We start from the raw sequence: 14,185 nt of genomic DNA, 5'->3' as shown, positions 1-14,185 counted from the left end.
AAGGCCGGGGCCATGCCCGGCGGATTACCGGGTCAGAATGCGCTGCAATCGGGGGGCGATATTACCCGCAACGGTGTGCGGGGGCGTCAGAACAGGCTGGGCTGGCGCGGATCAGTGAACCGGACGCCGGGCTGCTGTTTCAGCCAGCGCCGCACCGCCACGTCGGACGCATGCATCCTGCGGGCGATTTCGGCCACGGGCAAGCCTTTTGATTTCATGACCTGTGCAACCCATGGTTTGCCAAGCGGAACCCGGCGCGGCAAGCCCCTGCGGGCATCTTCTTCGGCCAGCGCCCGCGCGGCATCTAGGCCCATGATCTCGGCCAACTGCGACCGGCGCGGGTTCTGCGAATAGACCAGCTCTGCCCCGCCAAAGGACGAAAAGAACGTGACTGCGCCGTCGACACCGAGGATGCGGACATAGGGCTCCAGCTGGGCAGGTGGCGGCGGCGCATCGGTCATGGTTTCTGCACCCCGGCCCGACCACGGCTGCGGCTCCGTTCTTTGCGCTCCAGACGGTCCAGACGGCGCGACTGTCGGATCAGATCGTTTGCCAGCGTCTCGGCGAGGCGCTCCAGCGTGGCCACCTGCTCTTGCATCTGCATCAGGGCCAGTTGCTCATAGGTCGGCTGGGTCATTCCTCCGCCTCCCGCTCAATGGGGCGGTGGGCGTGGCGACCAGGTGTATCGATCACCGTCGTCACCACCGCGCCGAACGGGTTGATCACCACCCGGTAGGAATGCCCGTCCATCGTGATGCCGGTGGCACCTTCCAGATAGATCGCGTTGATCCGCCGCTCCAGCTCGGCGCGCAGGTCTTCGACCGGCAGATCCATCACCCGCTGCATATGGCGCAGCAAGGCATGATCACTGACCCGGACCGAGGCGCGCTTCATGCCGCCCCCTCGAATTTGTCAATCTCATTGCCCCAGTTGTCCCAGCCTGCGCGTTTCTGGCGGCTGAACAGCTCCACCCGGCGGGCAGCCGGCATCAGTTTTTCAGCGGCCTCGAATGCCTTTTCCGGCTTGCGGCTGTGTTCACGCATCGGGGCGATGATCACCGACCGGACAGACCTGGTCGTCTTGGGCGCGCTCCGCGTGCCGATCAGGAAGGGCTCGCCCGCGCCGCGCAGGATGTACCCTGTGCCAAAGGCCTGCTTGCCGTTCTTGGTCATCTTCGCCCATTCGCCTTGGGTCTTGTACTCAAACCCCCATACCGCCATCACCTCCAGCGCCTGTGGCAGCATGGGCGCGATAGCCCAGAGCCACAGCAGGCAGTTGCGACCCGCCAGCGCCTCGACCGGCATCGCCTTGATCTGATCGACCGTCATCGTCTCGTAATGCGCCTGGGGCGATTTCCCCTCGCCTTTCTCGGATCGCATTTCCTGCTGCCATGGCGGATCGGCCATGATCAGGCCGTAGCCACCTGACGGGCGCATGCCGTGAAAGGTGGCCCGCATGTTCACCGCGTCACCTCGATCCCGGCGCGCTTGCACATGCCTTTCAGGGCCTCGGCAATGGCGGCAATCTGCTGATGGTCACGCATCTGATCAATGTCGATAGGTGCTGCCCCCCATGACTTCTCAAACCGGGCGCGGACAAAGGCGTTCAGCCCCTTGGCCCCGGCCACATCCACCGTGCCCGCCCGGTGCAGCTTGCCCCACAGCACATGGCAGAACCGCACATCACCCCGCGCCGCCGCCGGGCGCTTGGCCTTGGCCCCGCCGGTGGGCGTGAAGCCTTGGGCTTTCAGCGCATCCAGCACCTTCTGCTGCTCGGCAGGCGTCATGTCCGACAGGCTGGCCTTGCCGACCACACGCAGCTGCAGCGCGCGCCGCGTGTCGTCATCCAGCCCAAGCTGGCGGCAACCGACATGAATGGTGCGGATCAGGGCGGCGGTCATATTTCACGCCTCCCCGGATGGTGGCAAGGGTGCGGCCAGCATGGCCTCGACCGTCTCGAGGCTAATCTTCAGGCGGCGCGACACGGCCTTACGTGCGGCGTACAGGTCAAGCTCGGTCGGGCTGCCCGCAAACCAGTACTTGCGGCGTTCCGCCACCTCTTCAACCATCGCATCGATGACAAGCGCCTCTGCAAGAACGGCGGGGACCATGATCACGCCTTCGCCAGATCAATGCTGACCGCCTCCCATTGGGCCTCTTGGCTCGGGCGGCGGTAGCAGCGCACATAGGTCTTTGATCCGACCACCCGCATGGCGTCACGGATCGCCGCCATGGCACGCTGCCAGCGGGCGTCCTCGATGTCGAGGCGCAGCAGCATGAACACTTCCGAGCGGTTGATCTGGCCCGGCTTGTCGGTGTTGAACGCACGGGTGACGATGGCGCGCAACTCGTCCCGCGCGCCTGCGGCCCATTCGTTCAGGCATTCGTCGATCAGGCCCTTGGCGGTCTGCAGCTCGGGGCCAAAGTCGATGTAGTCGGCAACCTGCACCTGCACCTTAAACAAGGCGTCATGGGTCATCAGGGTCTTGTTGCCCTTGGCCCCGCCGATGGTGGAACCGTATTCCTGCTCCAGCAGTGCCTCGAACCCGCCGATGTCGTCGAAGGTGTGCTCCTTGAAGCGCGCCACCTGGGCAGACAGGGCAATCGCGTGACCGATGATCTTCCGCACCACCTCGTCCTGCAGCAGGTGCTGGGCCTTGATCAGCCGGACGGGCGTGAGCGACCCTTTGGCATCCTGCATATGTGGCACGCCGTCGATGATCTGACGACCGTCAGGAACGGAGCTTGGTTCATACTGGCTCATGTGGGTTTCCTCTTCAGGGTTTCGGGTTTCAACAGGGCGTCGGGCAGCGCTTGGGTCAGTGCGAGGACCGCTGCCATCGCCGCGACCTCGTCGCAGGTGACCAGCACCGCGCCGCGCTCGCCCATCAGATCGACCTTCAGGACGCCGCGCGCGGCAAGGCGAAGCATCTCGTCCTGGGACCAGCGGGAGGGCTCAGCCATGCCGGACCTCCATCAGCTGCAGCGCGGCCTTGCGTGCGTCGGCATCGGTCAGTGCGCCATTCGACAGCACCGACCGAACGGCGGTCAGGCACAGATCAGGCGTCATGCCCGCACCGGCCTTGGCCTCAAGGATGGCGCGGCGCACGGCCTGCAGCTGCTGGCGATACCCGTCATCAGCGGCAATCAGGTCCGACACGCGGTCGATCCCGTGACGCACCGTCGTCTCGTCGCGGCCACCGACATGCTGACCGATTTCGGCCAGCGTCAGGTGGGTCAGGTCGCGCAGCAGCCACATCAGCTCCTGCCGCGCCCGGCTCAGCGCCGCGCTCTTGTTGCGGTCGTGGATCAGCTCGTCCGCCGTGGTGCAGCGCAGGGACAGGTAAACCGCGATGATATGCTCAGGCGGGCGGATTGCCTTGAGTGGCTGGGGCAGCATGTTCATGGGTTTTCCTCCGTGGGGGCGGTGGGTTTGTGGCGGGGGCAACGGTTGCAGGCGTGAAACATCCGGACGCGCCGGGGATTGCCGATCGCGAACTGCCCGGCCTTGCCGCGCCAGTCCTGACACTCCTGCAGCGGGATCTCGCCAAGGCCCGGGCAGCTGACCTGCCCGGCCATCAGCACACCGCGCACCCGCTCCTCAATCCGGCCCATGTCGGCGGCATAGATCTTGCGCAGCACCTGGCTGACCACGGCGCCGGAACGGTCAAGGCGACCGGCCACCGCCGCCTGCGACGTGCGGGCACATTCGGCGGCCAGCACAGCAACCCAGTCGGGCAAGGTCTCTCCCCATGCGGCATGGGCGGCTTCAACGGGGCCTTGAACCGGGGATTTAACGCTCATGCGCCACCCCCGATCAGACGGGTCTCGCCGGTGTTGGGGTCAACCACAGCGCGCACCCGGCGCACCACCGGGGCCTGCGCCCCGGTCACATCGACAAGGCGGTAGATCGCTTCGCGCTGCATGGCGGGGGCCGCACGCCGGGCAACCGCCAGATAGTCGGTATTCAACAGTGCCCGGCAATACTCCGCTGCCATCTTCACATCGACGATCACCGTCTCCGTGGTCGCATGGGCCGAGAGATCAGTCGGCGTGAACGACCTCAGCCGCCGCATTGCTGTCCACAGGTTCTCTTCCGGGGTGCGGCTACGCAGGGGTTCGATCCGGACAAAGTCCTCCTTGCAGCGCCAGATCGAGCGGCCCGCCCCGGTCTGACCGTTCTGCAGCTGGTCGACAGCACCTTCCTTGATCCAGCCGCGCACGATCTTCGTCGCCTGCTGGATTGAGATTTTGGCAGCATGGCTGATATCGCCATAGCCGAAACTGTGCATGGCAATAGCCTTGTTCCAGGCCAGCTCCGACACCGCCAGAAAGTTCGCAGCGGTGACCGGCGGGGCCTTGGGCCGTGGCTTGCGGTGAGCACTCATGCAGCACCCCGGCGCTGTGCGGGCTGCGCGATTGTGCGCGGCTGCGGCGCATTGCGCGGCTGCGGGGCCTCGCCTGTGTGGAACGTCTGATCGCCCCATTCGGTCATGGTCACAGATTTGAGGCCCCGGATCGCCGCGAATTCCTTCAGGTTGGCAAGGTTGGTCGAGACATTACGCAAAGACCCGCGCGATGCTTTCAGCAGCGCCTGCCGCACATCCGGGCCAAGCGTCACGTCGCGGGCATAGATGGCTGCCAGATAGCCCACATCCTCAATCGTGGCCTCTTCCATGCCGACCCATGACAGGATGCGGCTGTGGACCCGCTCCCAGCGCTGCAGGCGTTGTGGCAGCATTTCCTCGCCCATCAGGATCACCGGCACGGCGCTGATGTCATGCAGGCGGCGCACGATCTCAATGGATCGGTCGGTCAGGATATGATCGGCCTCGTCGATGATCAGGGGGCGGTTGCTGCGGCCCAGCTGCTCGGCTGCCTGCATGAACAACCCGTCTGTGGTCCGCGCCGGGCGCATCCCCAGCTCGACCACGATCATGGTCAGCAGGCCCTTCACCCCCCCGATCGGCATCGCTTCGATGTGGCATGCGTGCAGGCTGTTGCAGGCGTAGACAGCCGCCGTGGTCTTGCCGCGCCCCGCCCGGCCATAGATACAGCCTAGGCCGGGCAGGCCATATTCGCGGTTCTCGATCCGCTTGATCAGCGTCGTCAACCGGCTGACATTGGCCAGCGGTGCGACACTGTTGTAAAGGGGCTTCTGCTCTGACATTCTGATCTCCTTCAAGCCTGTTTTTGCCGCCGGTGGGCCTGCCAGCCCCCGGCGGTTTTCCTCATCCCAGATAGGCGTCGCCAAAGTCGCGACGCATCTGCGCCTCCGCCTGATATTCGGCGGTATGCTGGTAAACGCTGAGCCAGCGCTGTTGATCGGTGGTCACGGCCTGCCCGCGCTCCATGCGGGCTTCCAGATCCAGCGCCCGCAGATAGCGGTCGCGCGGGGCCTCTTCCGAGGGCTGGGCGCGCAACATCCTGGCGGACAGATCGGCCACGATCACGGCCTGTCCGGCTGCAATCTCTGCCCGGTCTTCCACCGGCTGTCCGCGCCGTGCAGCTTGCGCCGCTTCCGGCGGCCTGACCTGTCCGCGCTTGCCAAAGGTCGGGCGCACCACCTTTGCCTCGGGCGACGGGGCGGGCAGCTCAGCCGACTCGGCCAGCTCGTCCAGACTGCGGCCCACCTCGGCCGCGGTCATGCGGCGCTGCGCCTCAAGGGCGGCGCGCTCGGCCTTGATCCATGCGCCCCGTGCACGGCTGTGGGCGCGGGCCTCGTCCATGTCGAAGAACCCGACCTTCTGCCGCACTGGGGCATGGCCCAGATAGGCATTGCCCTCTGAATAGATGTGAACCCCGTCCCAGAACGCGGCAGGGTCAAAGCGGATGACCACGCGCTGTCCGGCGATCTTCTGCATCCAGTCCGACCAGAACTCGTTCCCCTGAAACCAGACAGCGCCTGTGTTGGTGTCAGTGCGCAGCCGGTCAGCCGCCAGCAACCACCAGCGCTTCTGCGCCTCGGCTGCCTTCCTGATCGGGCGCGCGACATAGCTTTCCTCGAAGACCTCGGCGAATGACCGGCCAAAGGCGACCTCTGACCGCCGCCCCTGCCGGGTATTGTGCTCTTCAATGCCCTCGGCCAGCACGGTCAGAAAATCTTCCAGCGGGATTGCTTTTGACCCGTAGTTTTCCGGCTTCGCATCAGGGCGGTTGCCGGTATAGGCCCCGGCAAAGCGCGGGTCTTTGGCGATGGATGAACACATATCGCGGAAGGCCCGCTCAATCGGCTTTGACTGACCGCTATAGGGCGTGGCCCAATGGATCTTGCAGTCCAGTGCGGTGAACAGGCCGGGAATGTCCTCTTCGCGGACCTTGAAGCGGTACCGGGTCGAGGCTCCGCCGGTGATCGACTTGGCCGCAAACTCGCGCCCGTTGTCCAGAAGCACATGCTCCGGAATACCCCATTCGCTGATCATGTCCCCGGCGCAAAGCAGCACGGCCGTGCTGTTCGGTGTGACGTCCAGCCGCCATGACAGGATGCGCCCGGAATAGATGTCCTGAAACGCCACCATCTGCGGGCGGATGATCTGTTCCGGTTCACCCTTGGGCGCAGGCCATTTGACGAAGACGTCGAACTTGTGGAAGTCGGCGTTCACCGCCTCCATTGCGCCCAGACAGGTCTTGTCGCGCACCTGCACCGGAAACATCCGCTTCAGGGCATCGACACCCTGCCGCGCCAGCACTTGGACGGCGGTCGATACCGCCGCATCCAGCCGCCGCCGCATGGTGCGTTCCGGCAAGGTGGCCCAGCCTTTGGCCTTCGCCACCCGCAATGCGCGGCGATAGCAGTCGGTGAAGGGCGGGGCCTCATTGCGCAGAAAATCGGCCTTGATCTGGTCAAAGAAGTCCGGATCGCAATCCTTGACCGCCGCCCGGCGCTGGCCCTCTGGCGCAGCCCGGTGGCGGGGCGCGAGATAGGCCAGCCGGTCCTCTGACCGCACCCCGTCTATTGCGCCCATCCAATTCCAGATGGTCCGGGTGGCGATGCCATCCAGCCGGGCCACATTGACGATTGCCATATGCTTGCCCACGGCAGGTTCCAGCGCCTCGACCTTCTGGATGATCAGCAGCCGGGCCTGCGCCTTGTCCTTGACCGCCTGCGGCAGCCCATCAAACCACGCCCATGCCTCATCCCGCGCCGGGCGCTCCGACGCCACGGGGGCTGCGACTTCCGACAGCAGCTTGCGCTGTGCCCGGCTGGGGAACAGACGCCAGCTGTACTCCCAACCCCCGCCCCGACCCTCGCGCCGCCGGGCGTGGCCCGGATTGCCGCGCCAGAAGTCGCGCTTGATCACCGCATCCACGCCCTGCCGGGTGGCGGGCATATCGGGCAGCGCGGCGGCGGCAATCTCTTCGGCGGTCCACCATTCGCGCGCGGGGGTCAGACGGGTTGTCATTCAGCGGCCTCCGACCAGTTGGCCAGTGGCGCGCCTTTGTTCTGTGCCTCCCAGATGTCCTTTTCATGCTCCAGCAAGAAGCGCTTTTTCGCGGCCATCGGAGCACGTTCCCAAGCCTTCATCAAAGCCTGAAACCCGTCTTCAACGGGGTCTTTGATCGGAACCTGATGGCCCGCTTCCTTGGCGGTCCAGACGCGCCGGGCCTCGCCAGCAGACTTCACCTGTCCATTTATCAGGGCGTCGATGACCGCGTAGCGCTCCGTGACCTCTGATATCTTTGCGATCTCGATCAGATCCTTCAGCGACACCGGGCGCGGGGCCTGCCGCAGACGTGCGGAATCGACCCCCAGCTTGGTTCCCGCCTCGATCAACCGGCGCACATGCCGATCCGACATGCCGAACTTTTCAGCCGTGGCGCGGGCAAAGCTGGTGACGGACATCGTGTCCGCCGCCACACTGCCGGTGTGCTGGTTGCCCTTGAAGGCTGCAGCCGCAGTCTCCGGATGCAACCGCTCATAGACCTTCTTGCGCTCTGCAAGGAAGACCGCCGTGTCGAGCGCATTCATCTCTGCGCCCGCAAGGTTATCGTCGATCTCAATCAGCCGCGCGACATCATCGGTGATGCCCGACCACAGCCAGACATCAGCCTCTTCAATCCCAAGACTGATGTATGCAGCCATGCGGTGACCGCCTGCCAGCAGGATCAGGCCGTCCTTCTTCGCGCGCACGTGCATTGGGTCTTTGATCTGTCCGATTTCGGCAACCGAGGCGAGGATGGCCTCGACCCCAGCCTGCGAAACCGGGCGCAGACGGTTGCTGGCCCTTATCTCGGATAGCGTGACGCGGGTCAGGATTGGCGACGGCAGGTTCTTCATGTTTTTGGGGCCTTCGTCATGGTGTAGTAAAAGCGCCAGCCGTGCCCGCCGGGGGCCATTTGCTTGACGCAGGTGATCTCCGCGCCGTGATGGCGCAGCTCGGCAACGGCGGCGTTCACGGCCATAACCCGCGCCTTGCGCACGATCTCGCGCGTGGTGCGGGGCTTGCCGTCGGACAGCAGCTGCAACACGCGCTGCAACCGGGGGCTGTCCAGCCGCGCCGCCTTGATGTGGCCGAGCTGTCCGCTCATCCCGTGCGCCTCCGGGGGTTGATGAAGGTGAAGGCTTGGGTGTCATGCGACGCCAGCCGACACCCGGCGCAAAGCCGGTTGTGCGGACCGTCACTTTCAAAGATCTGCGTGCAGCACATGCAGGGACGCGGGCCGCGCTTGCGCTTTGCATCCGCCTCCTGCTGGCGGTGATCGCAGTCCATCAGGGCGCGGTTGCGGTCGGTGAACGGCCCGGCCGCAACCTCACGATCCGGCGTGTAGACCAGATAGCCGCTGCGCGATGGCTCTACCGTGAACTTGGCCAGTGCGGGTTTGGGCAACATGAAAGCCATCAGTGGTTGCCCTCCCGCGCCAGCCAGCCCGTGATCCGCCCCAGCAGCTGCCGCGTCATGCAGCGGTCCAGCGCATCGACCAAAGCGTCCACCGATTGCGTGTAGCGGACAGTGGCAATATCCCGCGCGGGCTGCGGCGCGGCCCGGTCGCGCATCTGCTCACGGGCGATCAAGGCCTCCCGCAGATGGCCCATCGCATCCGTCCAGGCTTGCGGCACTCCCATCATAACGGGCATCAGCTGGCCCTCCCGAACATCACCCCGACACCGGCCTGAATTTCAGCCAGCCATGGCTGCGCCTTGGGATGGCCCATCAACGCGACCAGATCTTCGCTCAGAAACTCAACAACATGCGCCCGCCCGAAGATCGCCACACTGCTGATATCGCAGGGGGTCTCACGAAGCTGACGGATGCGGCCCGACAGCTCGACCACCTCAGCAATCCATGCTTCAGGCGTCAGATCATCCACCCCGACCTTGGGGACCAAGCTGGGGGCGATCATTGCGTCACCACGCCGGGCGTCGGCACCAGCAGGATGGCAAACAGCAGACCGGCAAGGATCATCACCCCAAGCACCGGGGCAATGGGGTCATCTTCAAAGGCGTCAAGGCGCTGAAGCAGCCTTTTCAGCATCATGGGCACTCCTTACTAAGGCCTGCCTGCGATAGGCGCAGGGCAGCGGTTTCAACATTTTGGGGAAGCGGTGCTGAACCCTTGCGGGCGGGCTTGGCTTTCGGTGGATCGGGGCGCGGCACATTTTCGGGCCACTCCAGATCGGCGGGCCAGTTCTCCGCGAACCAACTCATCGACTGCACAAAGGTGTCGAAGTGGCATCCCTTGCCCTGACCGAGCAGGACAAAGGTTCTGTTGTGGACCCCCACCCGCTTGGCGACGGTCATAAGCGACCTGTCGAGGTAAGCGGCGTAGGCCGAAGCAAGCTGTGTGAGGTGTTCGTACTGCATGCCTAATTAATGGATATTTCCATCATTTAGTCAATGGTTATTTCCATCATTTTGGACACAGTTTGTTGCTTGAGTGCCCGCCTTGTGCGACGCTGGCTAAACAGTGTAAATTTACATCATGTATGCTCCAGCCCAGCTCCTTTCTCTCATCGAAAATCGTCTTGCCGAACTGGGCATGTCTCAGGCGCAGCTGGGTCTGCGCGCTTTTGGAAAGGCGGACAACACCGCCATTCAAAGCCTCAAGAAGGGTTCCTCACCGGCGATCGACAGGTTGGAGGCAATGGCGGCCGCACTCGGATGGGAACTCTATTTCGGCCCTTACCGACAAAAGCCCGGCGCAATGAATGAGGGAACGCCCGTGGATGATTTTTCCAGCAAAAATCCCATGCGGGCTGGTTTCTCGCCAATTCCTTGGTTTGAACCCAAAATTGGCTCTGGATCCGCACCTGTTGCTTTCCTGGACAGCTGGCTAAGCTCGAACGGCCTGATCCTCGACAACCTCGTCGCGGTGGCCCCAACCATGGTCAGCATAACCGGGTTCGATGCCGCCAGAACCCTTGCCATGATCGACACGTCAGCCCCTCGCCGGGGCTTTGCTCTTTGGGCTTTGAAGGAGCCCGCTGGAGTTTCTGTTGCCTCCGTCTCATTCGACGGCGCAGACCTGATTATCGAAAGCGCGAATCGTGAAACTGCGCCGCGCCTGATCCGCAACTGGAGTGCAAGCGATGTTCGGCCAGCAGGCAAGGTTGCCTGGCTGGGCTTCATGCCCCACCAATGAAGCGAAAGAACAGGAGCCCCAGGCATGCATTTTCTTAAGTATATCATCCTGTCTGCACTTGCAGTCAGTGCACCGACATCTGGCATCGCTGACACCTATAATGACACCGCAACCAACTGCCATAAAGCGATCGAGATCGGTGATCGCGTTGCCTTTGATGGGTATGCGGCCAGCATCCTGGAATGGCGCTCAGTCTTCAACACGCAGGCGATCCTCTCGGCAGCATCCTGTCTGACAGCGGGGTTCAACACCGAATGGGAGTATCACCACCCCACCGGTCGCTTTGTGGAATCGGCTACCATTCTCGAAGAAAAGGCTGCGACAGCTGCTCGGGACGAAGCCAGAAAGGCAGCGGCCGACTTTTTTCAGAAGAATGGGAGAGACCTGATTGCTGCAGGCACCCTGCGGGAAGAAGAAAACAGGCGACAGGTCCGAACTGCGGTCTACGCAGCTTGTTCTGAACTGCTGACCGATGACCATGTTGCAGCACTTACCAATATTCTTTGCGTCGAATCCTTTCTGCAAAACGGGCTTCCAGACAACTGAGCGCACGGCAGCCTGCCCACCGTTCAACGGCGGTTGCGACGGCCCCTTGTCACGTAGGGAGAGTTGTAGATCTCCATCACCGTTCCATCGGCGATCTCGAATTCCGGAAAGGCAGCAAGGAACTTCGCGGCATCACCGCAGGATCTGGCAAACAGCGCGAATCCGTCTGGGCAATACACCGTGTGCCAGCCGTACAGCGCCATCTCTCCCGGCCCGATGTTCTCCTGCATCCATCTGTGCGGATCGCGGCCCGGTCCCAGCGCGGCAGCGAACCCACCAGGCAACTCGCGCAGGATCACCCGCACCGGAAAGGCCTGTTCATCAGTGATGCGCTGAGGGGAGCTGCGGCGAGACATCCCGGAACGATACGGGAACACGCGGGCATACTGCAACTCACTTTGTCCGTGACCAGCGCGGCCCGAGTGCCGATCCAAGGCGACTGACTCAGACCATGCAAGGCAAAATCGTTTGCATGTTCGGTTGCGCCAGCTTCGGCCCGCGATCTCACTGTTTCTCTTAAGTTCCGGCCACTTAGCCCGAACATGCAAATGCCGGACGAACTCGCGGGCCGATTTGCATGTTCCGAGCATCGAGAGTGTGGAAGATGCATCTTTCACCGGCGCTTTCAGACAGCGTTTAAGGCTTATTTCATTGGGGTTTAAACATTCTAAGCCCGCCCGTCCGCCTTAGCCCTCAAATCGGCCCGCAGCACGCCCTACGCCCCGATCCCGGCCCCTATGCAAGTTTCAGCCCGCAAAGCCCCTTGCCCCGCCACGTCGCCACAACCCTCTGAAAACCCGCGACAATCAGCACTTCCCACCAATTGCCACCTAATCCCGCATTTACTGCAGATATCGGTGTCAACGCACACTGGGCGTGGCCGCCACGCAGATTTGTACCAATTGTCTCGCCGGGCAAAAGGCTGCGCGCCCGCTGCGCCACGGTGGTCGAGGCCGGACAAGGCCGCAGACGCGCTTCCATTGCCAGTCTCATCCGGACAAGGCAAGCCCGACTTCCAGAGCGGCGCGGGGACCCGGCGCGATGCTGCCCGAACGCGGCAGTGGTCAAATCGCGCCGGCGCTCTTACATAGGGGTATCGAAACTCCCCGGGCTTTGGCCCCGCGAAAGGACTGCCCCGCCTCATGCCGACCCGCCCGGAACCGCCTGACCAGAAACCGCCCCACCCGACCGATGAACCCGCCACCGTTTCGGCGGAGGGGCTGAGCGCGTCGCTGGCGGCGCTGCCGAAGAAGGGGCCGCCGCCGGTGCATCTGTGGAACCCGCCCTATTGCGGTGAGATCGACATGCGCATTGCCCGCGACGGCACCTGGTTTCACGACGGCACCCCGATTGGCCGGGCCCCGATGGTGAAGCTGTTTTCCTCGATCCTGAAGCGCGAGGGGGATCGGTACTTCCTTGTCACCCCGGTGGAAAAGGTTGGCATTCAGGTGGAGGATGCGCCGTTTCTGGCGGTGGATTTCACGGCAAAGGGCAGCGGGCGCAGCCAGTGTCTGACCTTCACCACCAAAACCGAAGACGTGGTGTTGGCCGATACAGCCCATGCGATCCGGGTGGCGCGCGATGCGACAAGCGACGAGCCTGCGCCCTATATCCACATCCGCGCCGGGATGGAGGCGCTGATTGACCGCAAGACCTTCTACCGGCTTGTTGACCTTGGTATGCAGGAAGATGTTGACGGCACCCCCTGGTTCGGCGTCTGGTCGGCAGGTGTTTTCTTTCCCATGATCCCATCGGCTGACTTGCCCTGAATGCCCCGATTTGCCGCCAATCTGACGATGCTGTTCACCGAGGTGCCCAGCCTGCACCGGCCGGAACTGGCCGCACAGGCCGGGTTCGACGGGGCTGAAGTGCTGTTCCCCTATGACCACCCCGAGGCGGAGTGGGAAAAGGCGCTGTCCGGCCTGCCGCTGGCGCTGATCAACACCCCCCCCGGCAACTGGTCGGCGGGGGACAGGGGCTTTGCGGCGGTGCCGGGGCAGGAAGCCGTGTTTCGCGATGGCTTTCTGCGCGCGGCTTCCGTGGCCAACCGGTTGGGGGCGGAACGGGTGCATGTGATGGCCGGGGTGGCCAAAGGGCCGATGGCCGAACAGGTCTACCGCGAGAATCTGCTGTGGGCGACAGGGCAGGCCCCTGAGCTTGCCATCACGGTGGAACCGATCAACCCCGATGATATGCCGGGTTATTTCCTGAACGATTTCGATCAGGCCGCCCGCATTCTGGAAGACCTGAACGCAGCCCAGATCGGGTTGCAGTTCGATGTCTGGCACGCCGCGCGCATTCACGGCAATGCCACCACGGTCTGGGATACGCACCGCCACCGCGTCAGCCATGTGCAGATTGCGGGCTTCCCGTCGCGCAATGAACCGGGCGGCGGCGGGTTTGATCTGCCCGCCCTGTGCGCCGATCTGGATGCGGCCGCGGGCACGGTCTGGGTGGCGGGGGAATACCGCCCCAGCCGCGCCACTGTGCACGGGCTGATGTGGCTGCAGGCGCTGAAATCGCGCAACCGCCCGATCGGCGACTGATCACAGACTGTCACGCCGGGTACTCTGGGTATGCCCAGCCGCGCGCGCCCTGAGCGCAGACAGGAGAGCATTCTGGCCGGAATGAACGCGGTTTTCCGGGTATGGTGCGCGTCTGGTTCAGGTATGGCAAACGTATGGCATGGGTAGGGCTGCTTGTGCGGGTTTTGCAGACAAGGCCAGAGGCCGGCATCGGGGCGCGGGGAGGACGGCCGGGGTGGCCAATTTACGACAGGGTTGCCGATGCCAGCCACGCGCCACCCTTGCCCGCGCCCCGGTTTTCCGTATGATGCGGGCGCAGCAAAGCCACAGGATTCCAGCCATGAGCATCGACGCGCCAGAAACCGAGATCGTCACCACCTGGAAAGTCGCCTGTGATGGCGGCGAGGGGGCTTTGGGCCACCCCCGCGTCTGGCTGACGATCCCGCAGGATCTGGGCTATGTCGAATGTGGCTATTGCGACAAGCGCTATGTGATCGACCGCGATCATGCCCACGGCGATCACTAAGCCGCGCCG

General features: G+C 63.8%; 26 protein-coding genes. 5 read left to right on the top strand and 21 right to left on the bottom strand.

Translation table 11 applies throughout. The features are described 5' to 3' along the window. Window positions 1–86: 86 nt before the first annotated feature. The 20 genes from Q7J44_RS14090 to Q7J44_RS13995 all read right to left on the bottom strand — a co-directional run bounded on the left by Q7J44_RS14090 (window position 87) and on the right by Q7J44_RS13995 (window position 9,738). Window positions 87–461, bottom strand: coding sequence for a helix-turn-helix domain-containing protein (locus tag Q7J44_RS14090; RefSeq protein WP_304880887.1), 375 nt, complete (start codon window positions 459–461; stop codon window positions 87–89). Further along, a complete protein-coding gene (locus Q7J44_RS14085) occupies window positions 458–637 on the bottom strand; it encodes a hypothetical protein (RefSeq protein ID WP_304880885.1) in 180 nt (59 codons plus the stop codon). Before Q7J44_RS14085 ends, Q7J44_RS14090 begins: the two co-directional genes overlap by 4 nt. Beyond that, window positions 634–894: a hypothetical protein gene (locus Q7J44_RS14080; RefSeq protein ID WP_304880883.1), complete on the bottom strand. Its 261-nt coding sequence runs from the start codon at window positions 892–894 to the stop codon at window positions 634–636. The genes Q7J44_RS14085 and Q7J44_RS14080 overlap by 4 nt, the downstream gene beginning before the upstream one ends. Beyond that, window positions 891–1,457 (bottom strand): MT-A70 family methyltransferase, encoded by a 567-nt coding sequence (locus Q7J44_RS14075; protein WP_304880881.1) that lies wholly within the window; start codon window positions 1,455–1,457, stop codon window positions 891–893. The genes Q7J44_RS14080 and Q7J44_RS14075 overlap by 4 nt, the downstream gene beginning before the upstream one ends. Window positions 1,458–1,459: 2 nt before the next feature. Continuing rightward, window positions 1,460–1,900 carry a regulatory protein GemA gene (locus Q7J44_RS14070; RefSeq protein WP_304880879.1) on the bottom strand — a complete coding sequence of 147 codons (441 nt, stop codon included), beginning with the start codon at window positions 1,898–1,900 and terminating at the stop codon, window positions 1,460–1,462. A 3-nt stretch (window positions 1,901–1,903) separates the two neighbouring features. Continuing rightward, complete coding sequence (locus Q7J44_RS14065) at window positions 1,904–2,110, bottom strand: hypothetical protein (protein WP_304880878.1); 207 nt, start codon at window positions 2,108–2,110, stop codon at window positions 1,904–1,906. Between the two features lie 2 nt (window positions 2,111–2,112). Next, window positions 2,113–2,763 carry a DUF3164 family protein gene (locus Q7J44_RS14060; RefSeq protein ID WP_304880876.1) on the bottom strand — a complete coding sequence of 217 codons (651 nt, stop codon included), beginning with the start codon at window positions 2,761–2,763 and terminating at the stop codon, window positions 2,113–2,115. Then, the gene (locus Q7J44_RS14055; protein ID WP_304880874.1) at window positions 2,760–2,963 is read right to left on the bottom strand and encodes a hypothetical protein; all 204 of its coding nucleotides are present in this window, start codon (window positions 2,961–2,963) and stop codon (window positions 2,760–2,762) included. Before Q7J44_RS14055 ends, Q7J44_RS14060 begins: the two co-directional genes overlap by 4 nt. After that, window positions 2,956–3,405: a helix-turn-helix domain-containing protein gene (locus Q7J44_RS14050; protein WP_304880872.1), complete on the bottom strand. Its 450-nt coding sequence runs from the start codon at window positions 3,403–3,405 to the stop codon at window positions 2,956–2,958. The genes Q7J44_RS14055 and Q7J44_RS14050 overlap by 8 nt, the downstream gene beginning before the upstream one ends. Further along, entirely contained in the window at window positions 3,402–3,803 is a 402-nt protein-coding gene (locus Q7J44_RS14045) for a hypothetical protein (protein WP_304880871.1), read from the bottom strand. Before Q7J44_RS14045 ends, Q7J44_RS14050 begins: the two co-directional genes overlap by 4 nt. Next, window positions 3,800–4,387, bottom strand: a complete 588-nt coding sequence (locus Q7J44_RS14040) for a hypothetical protein (RefSeq protein WP_304880869.1) — start codon at window positions 4,385–4,387, stop codon at window positions 3,800–3,802. Before Q7J44_RS14040 ends, Q7J44_RS14045 begins: the two co-directional genes overlap by 4 nt. Beyond that, on the bottom strand, window positions 4,384–5,169 hold the full coding sequence (locus Q7J44_RS14035) for an AAA family ATPase (RefSeq protein WP_304880867.1): 786 nt from the start codon (window positions 5,167–5,169) through the stop codon (window positions 4,384–4,386). Before Q7J44_RS14035 ends, Q7J44_RS14040 begins: the two co-directional genes overlap by 4 nt. Window positions 5,170–5,230: 61 nt before the next feature. Next, window positions 5,231–7,402, bottom strand: a complete 2,172-nt coding sequence (locus tag Q7J44_RS14030) for a transposase domain-containing protein (RefSeq protein WP_304880865.1) — start codon at window positions 7,400–7,402, stop codon at window positions 5,231–5,233. Then, window positions 7,399–8,277 (bottom strand): ParB N-terminal domain-containing protein, encoded by an 879-nt coding sequence (locus Q7J44_RS14025; protein WP_304880863.1) that lies wholly within the window; start codon window positions 8,275–8,277, stop codon window positions 7,399–7,401. Before Q7J44_RS14025 ends, Q7J44_RS14030 begins: the two co-directional genes overlap by 4 nt. Further along, a complete protein-coding gene (locus tag Q7J44_RS14020; RefSeq protein ID WP_304880861.1) occupies window positions 8,274–8,528 on the bottom strand; it encodes a hypothetical protein in 255 nt (84 codons plus the stop codon). Before Q7J44_RS14020 ends, Q7J44_RS14025 begins: the two co-directional genes overlap by 4 nt. Further along, window positions 8,525–8,839 carry a hypothetical protein gene (locus Q7J44_RS14015; RefSeq protein WP_304880859.1) on the bottom strand — a complete coding sequence of 105 codons (315 nt, stop codon included), beginning with the start codon at window positions 8,837–8,839 and terminating at the stop codon, window positions 8,525–8,527. Before Q7J44_RS14015 ends, Q7J44_RS14020 begins: the two co-directional genes overlap by 4 nt. Beyond that, window positions 8,839–9,075, bottom strand: coding sequence for a hypothetical protein (locus Q7J44_RS14010; protein ID WP_304880857.1), 237 nt, complete (start codon window positions 9,073–9,075; stop codon window positions 8,839–8,841). Before Q7J44_RS14010 ends, Q7J44_RS14015 begins: the two co-directional genes overlap by 1 nt. Further along, window positions 9,075–9,341, bottom strand: a complete 267-nt coding sequence (locus Q7J44_RS14005) for a hypothetical protein (RefSeq protein ID WP_304880855.1) — start codon at window positions 9,339–9,341, stop codon at window positions 9,075–9,077. The genes Q7J44_RS14010 and Q7J44_RS14005 overlap by 1 nt, the downstream gene beginning before the upstream one ends. Then, entirely contained in the window at window positions 9,338–9,475 is a 138-nt protein-coding gene (locus Q7J44_RS14000; protein WP_304880854.1) for a hypothetical protein, read from the bottom strand. Before Q7J44_RS14000 ends, Q7J44_RS14005 begins: the two co-directional genes overlap by 4 nt. Beyond that, window positions 9,472–9,738, bottom strand: a complete 267-nt coding sequence (locus Q7J44_RS13995; protein WP_304880852.1) for a hypothetical protein — start codon at window positions 9,736–9,738, stop codon at window positions 9,472–9,474. Before Q7J44_RS13995 ends, Q7J44_RS14000 begins: the two co-directional genes overlap by 4 nt. Window positions 9,739–9,919: 181 nt before the next feature. Between Q7J44_RS13995 and Q7J44_RS13990 the strand changes: the two genes are divergently transcribed. Further along, window positions 9,920–10,579 (top strand): hypothetical protein, encoded by a 660-nt coding sequence (locus Q7J44_RS13990; RefSeq protein ID WP_304880850.1) that lies wholly within the window; start codon window positions 9,920–9,922, stop codon window positions 10,577–10,579. Between the two features lie 24 nt (window positions 10,580–10,603). After that, the gene (locus tag Q7J44_RS13985) at window positions 10,604–11,125 is read left to right on the top strand and encodes a hypothetical protein (protein ID WP_304880848.1); all 522 of its coding nucleotides are present in this window, start codon (window positions 10,604–10,606) and stop codon (window positions 11,123–11,125) included. Window positions 11,126–11,148: 23 nt separating this feature from the next. Here the strand turns inward: Q7J44_RS13985 and Q7J44_RS13980 are convergent, their stop codons facing one another. Next, window positions 11,149–11,517, bottom strand: a complete 369-nt coding sequence (locus Q7J44_RS13980) for a hypothetical protein (RefSeq protein ID WP_304880846.1) — start codon at window positions 11,515–11,517, stop codon at window positions 11,149–11,151. Between the two features lie 750 nt (window positions 11,518–12,267). Here Q7J44_RS13980 and Q7J44_RS13975 point away from each other — a divergent pair. The 3 genes from Q7J44_RS13975 to Q7J44_RS13965 all read left to right on the top strand — a co-directional run bounded on the left by Q7J44_RS13975 (window position 12,268) and on the right by Q7J44_RS13965 (window position 14,176). Next, on the top strand, window positions 12,268–12,894 hold the full coding sequence (locus Q7J44_RS13975; RefSeq protein WP_304880844.1) for a DUF1285 domain-containing protein: 627 nt from the start codon (window positions 12,268–12,270) through the stop codon (window positions 12,892–12,894). Beyond that, complete coding sequence (locus tag Q7J44_RS13970; RefSeq protein ID WP_304880842.1) at window positions 12,895–13,671, top strand: hydroxypyruvate isomerase family protein; 777 nt, start codon at window positions 12,895–12,897, stop codon at window positions 13,669–13,671. A gap of 319 nt (window positions 13,672–13,990) precedes the next feature. After that, entirely contained in the window at window positions 13,991–14,176 is a 186-nt protein-coding gene (locus Q7J44_RS13965) for a zinc-finger domain-containing protein (protein ID WP_304880840.1), read from the top strand. Window positions 14,177–14,185 lie beyond the last annotated feature (9 nt).

The sequence above is a fragment of the Pseudotabrizicola sp. genome, assembly GCF_030656345.1.
GTDB lineage: Bacteria > Pseudomonadota > Alphaproteobacteria > Rhodobacterales > Rhodobacteraceae > Pseudotabrizicola.
This window is presented reverse-complemented; position numbering and strand designations above follow the sequence as displayed.

Excerpts from the sequence above, each read along its gene's own strand:
- Q7J44_RS14090 (WP_304880887.1), bottom strand. The coding sequence starts at position 461 with ATGACCGATGCGCCGCCGCCACCTGCCCAGCTGGAGCCCTATGTCCGC.
- Q7J44_RS14085 (WP_304880885.1), bottom strand. The coding sequence starts at position 637 with ATGACCCAGCCGACCTATGAGCAACTGGCCCTGATGCAGATGCAAGAG.
- Q7J44_RS14080 (WP_304880883.1), bottom strand. The coding sequence starts at position 894 with ATGAAGCGCGCCTCGGTCCGGGTCAGTGATCATGCCTTGCTGCGCCAT.
- Q7J44_RS14075 (WP_304880881.1), bottom strand. The coding sequence starts at position 1,457 with ATGCGGGCCACCTTTCACGGCATGCGCCCGTCAGGTGGCTACGGCCTG.
- Q7J44_RS14070 (WP_304880879.1), bottom strand. The coding sequence starts at position 1,900 with ATGACCGCCGCCCTGATCCGCACCATTCATGTCGGTTGCCGCCAGCTT.
- Q7J44_RS14065 (WP_304880878.1), bottom strand. The coding sequence starts at position 2,110 with ATGGTCCCCGCCGTTCTTGCAGAGGCGCTTGTCATCGATGCGATGGTT.
- Q7J44_RS14060 (WP_304880876.1), bottom strand. The coding sequence starts at position 2,763 with ATGAGCCAGTATGAACCAAGCTCCGTTCCTGACGGTCGTCAGATCATC.
- Q7J44_RS14055 (WP_304880874.1), bottom strand. The coding sequence starts at position 2,963 with ATGGCTGAGCCCTCCCGCTGGTCCCAGGACGAGATGCTTCGCCTTGCC.
- Q7J44_RS14050 (WP_304880872.1), bottom strand. The coding sequence starts at position 3,405 with ATGAACATGCTGCCCCAGCCACTCAAGGCAATCCGCCCGCCTGAGCAT.
- Q7J44_RS14045 (WP_304880871.1), bottom strand. The coding sequence starts at position 3,803 with ATGAGCGTTAAATCCCCGGTTCAAGGCCCCGTTGAAGCCGCCCATGCC.
- Q7J44_RS14040 (WP_304880869.1), bottom strand. The coding sequence starts at position 4,387 with ATGAGTGCTCACCGCAAGCCACGGCCCAAGGCCCCGCCGGTCACCGCT.
- Q7J44_RS14035 (WP_304880867.1), bottom strand. The coding sequence starts at position 5,169 with ATGTCAGAGCAGAAGCCCCTTTACAACAGTGTCGCACCGCTGGCCAAT.
- Q7J44_RS14030 (WP_304880865.1), bottom strand. The coding sequence starts at position 7,402 with ATGACAACCCGTCTGACCCCCGCGCGCGAATGGTGGACCGCCGAAGAG.
- Q7J44_RS14025 (WP_304880863.1), bottom strand. The coding sequence starts at position 8,277 with ATGAAGAACCTGCCGTCGCCAATCCTGACCCGCGTCACGCTATCCGAG.
- Q7J44_RS14020 (WP_304880861.1), bottom strand. The coding sequence starts at position 8,528 with ATGAGCGGACAGCTCGGCCACATCAAGGCGGCGCGGCTGGACAGCCCC.
- Q7J44_RS14015 (WP_304880859.1), bottom strand. The coding sequence starts at position 8,839 with ATGGCTTTCATGTTGCCCAAACCCGCACTGGCCAAGTTCACGGTAGAG.
- Q7J44_RS14010 (WP_304880857.1), bottom strand. The coding sequence starts at position 9,075 with ATGCCCGTTATGATGGGAGTGCCGCAAGCCTGGACGGATGCGATGGGC.
- Q7J44_RS14005 (WP_304880855.1), bottom strand. The coding sequence starts at position 9,341 with ATGATCGCCCCCAGCTTGGTCCCCAAGGTCGGGGTGGATGATCTGACG.
- Q7J44_RS14000 (WP_304880854.1), bottom strand. The coding sequence starts at position 9,475 with ATGATGCTGAAAAGGCTGCTTCAGCGCCTTGACGCCTTTGAAGATGAC.
- Q7J44_RS13995 (WP_304880852.1), bottom strand. The coding sequence starts at position 9,738 with ATGACCGTCGCCAAGCGGGTGGGGGTCCACAACAGAACCTTTGTCCTG.
- Q7J44_RS13990 (WP_304880850.1), top strand. The coding sequence starts at position 9,920 with ATGTATGCTCCAGCCCAGCTCCTTTCTCTCATCGAAAATCGTCTTGCC.
- Q7J44_RS13985 (WP_304880848.1), top strand. The coding sequence starts at position 10,604 with ATGCATTTTCTTAAGTATATCATCCTGTCTGCACTTGCAGTCAGTGCA.
- Q7J44_RS13975 (WP_304880844.1), top strand. The coding sequence starts at position 12,268 with ATGCCGACCCGCCCGGAACCGCCTGACCAGAAACCGCCCCACCCGACC.
- Q7J44_RS13970 (WP_304880842.1), top strand. The coding sequence starts at position 12,895 with ATGCCCCGATTTGCCGCCAATCTGACGATGCTGTTCACCGAGGTGCCC.
- Q7J44_RS13965 (WP_304880840.1), top strand. The coding sequence starts at position 13,991 with ATGAGCATCGACGCGCCAGAAACCGAGATCGTCACCACCTGGAAAGTC.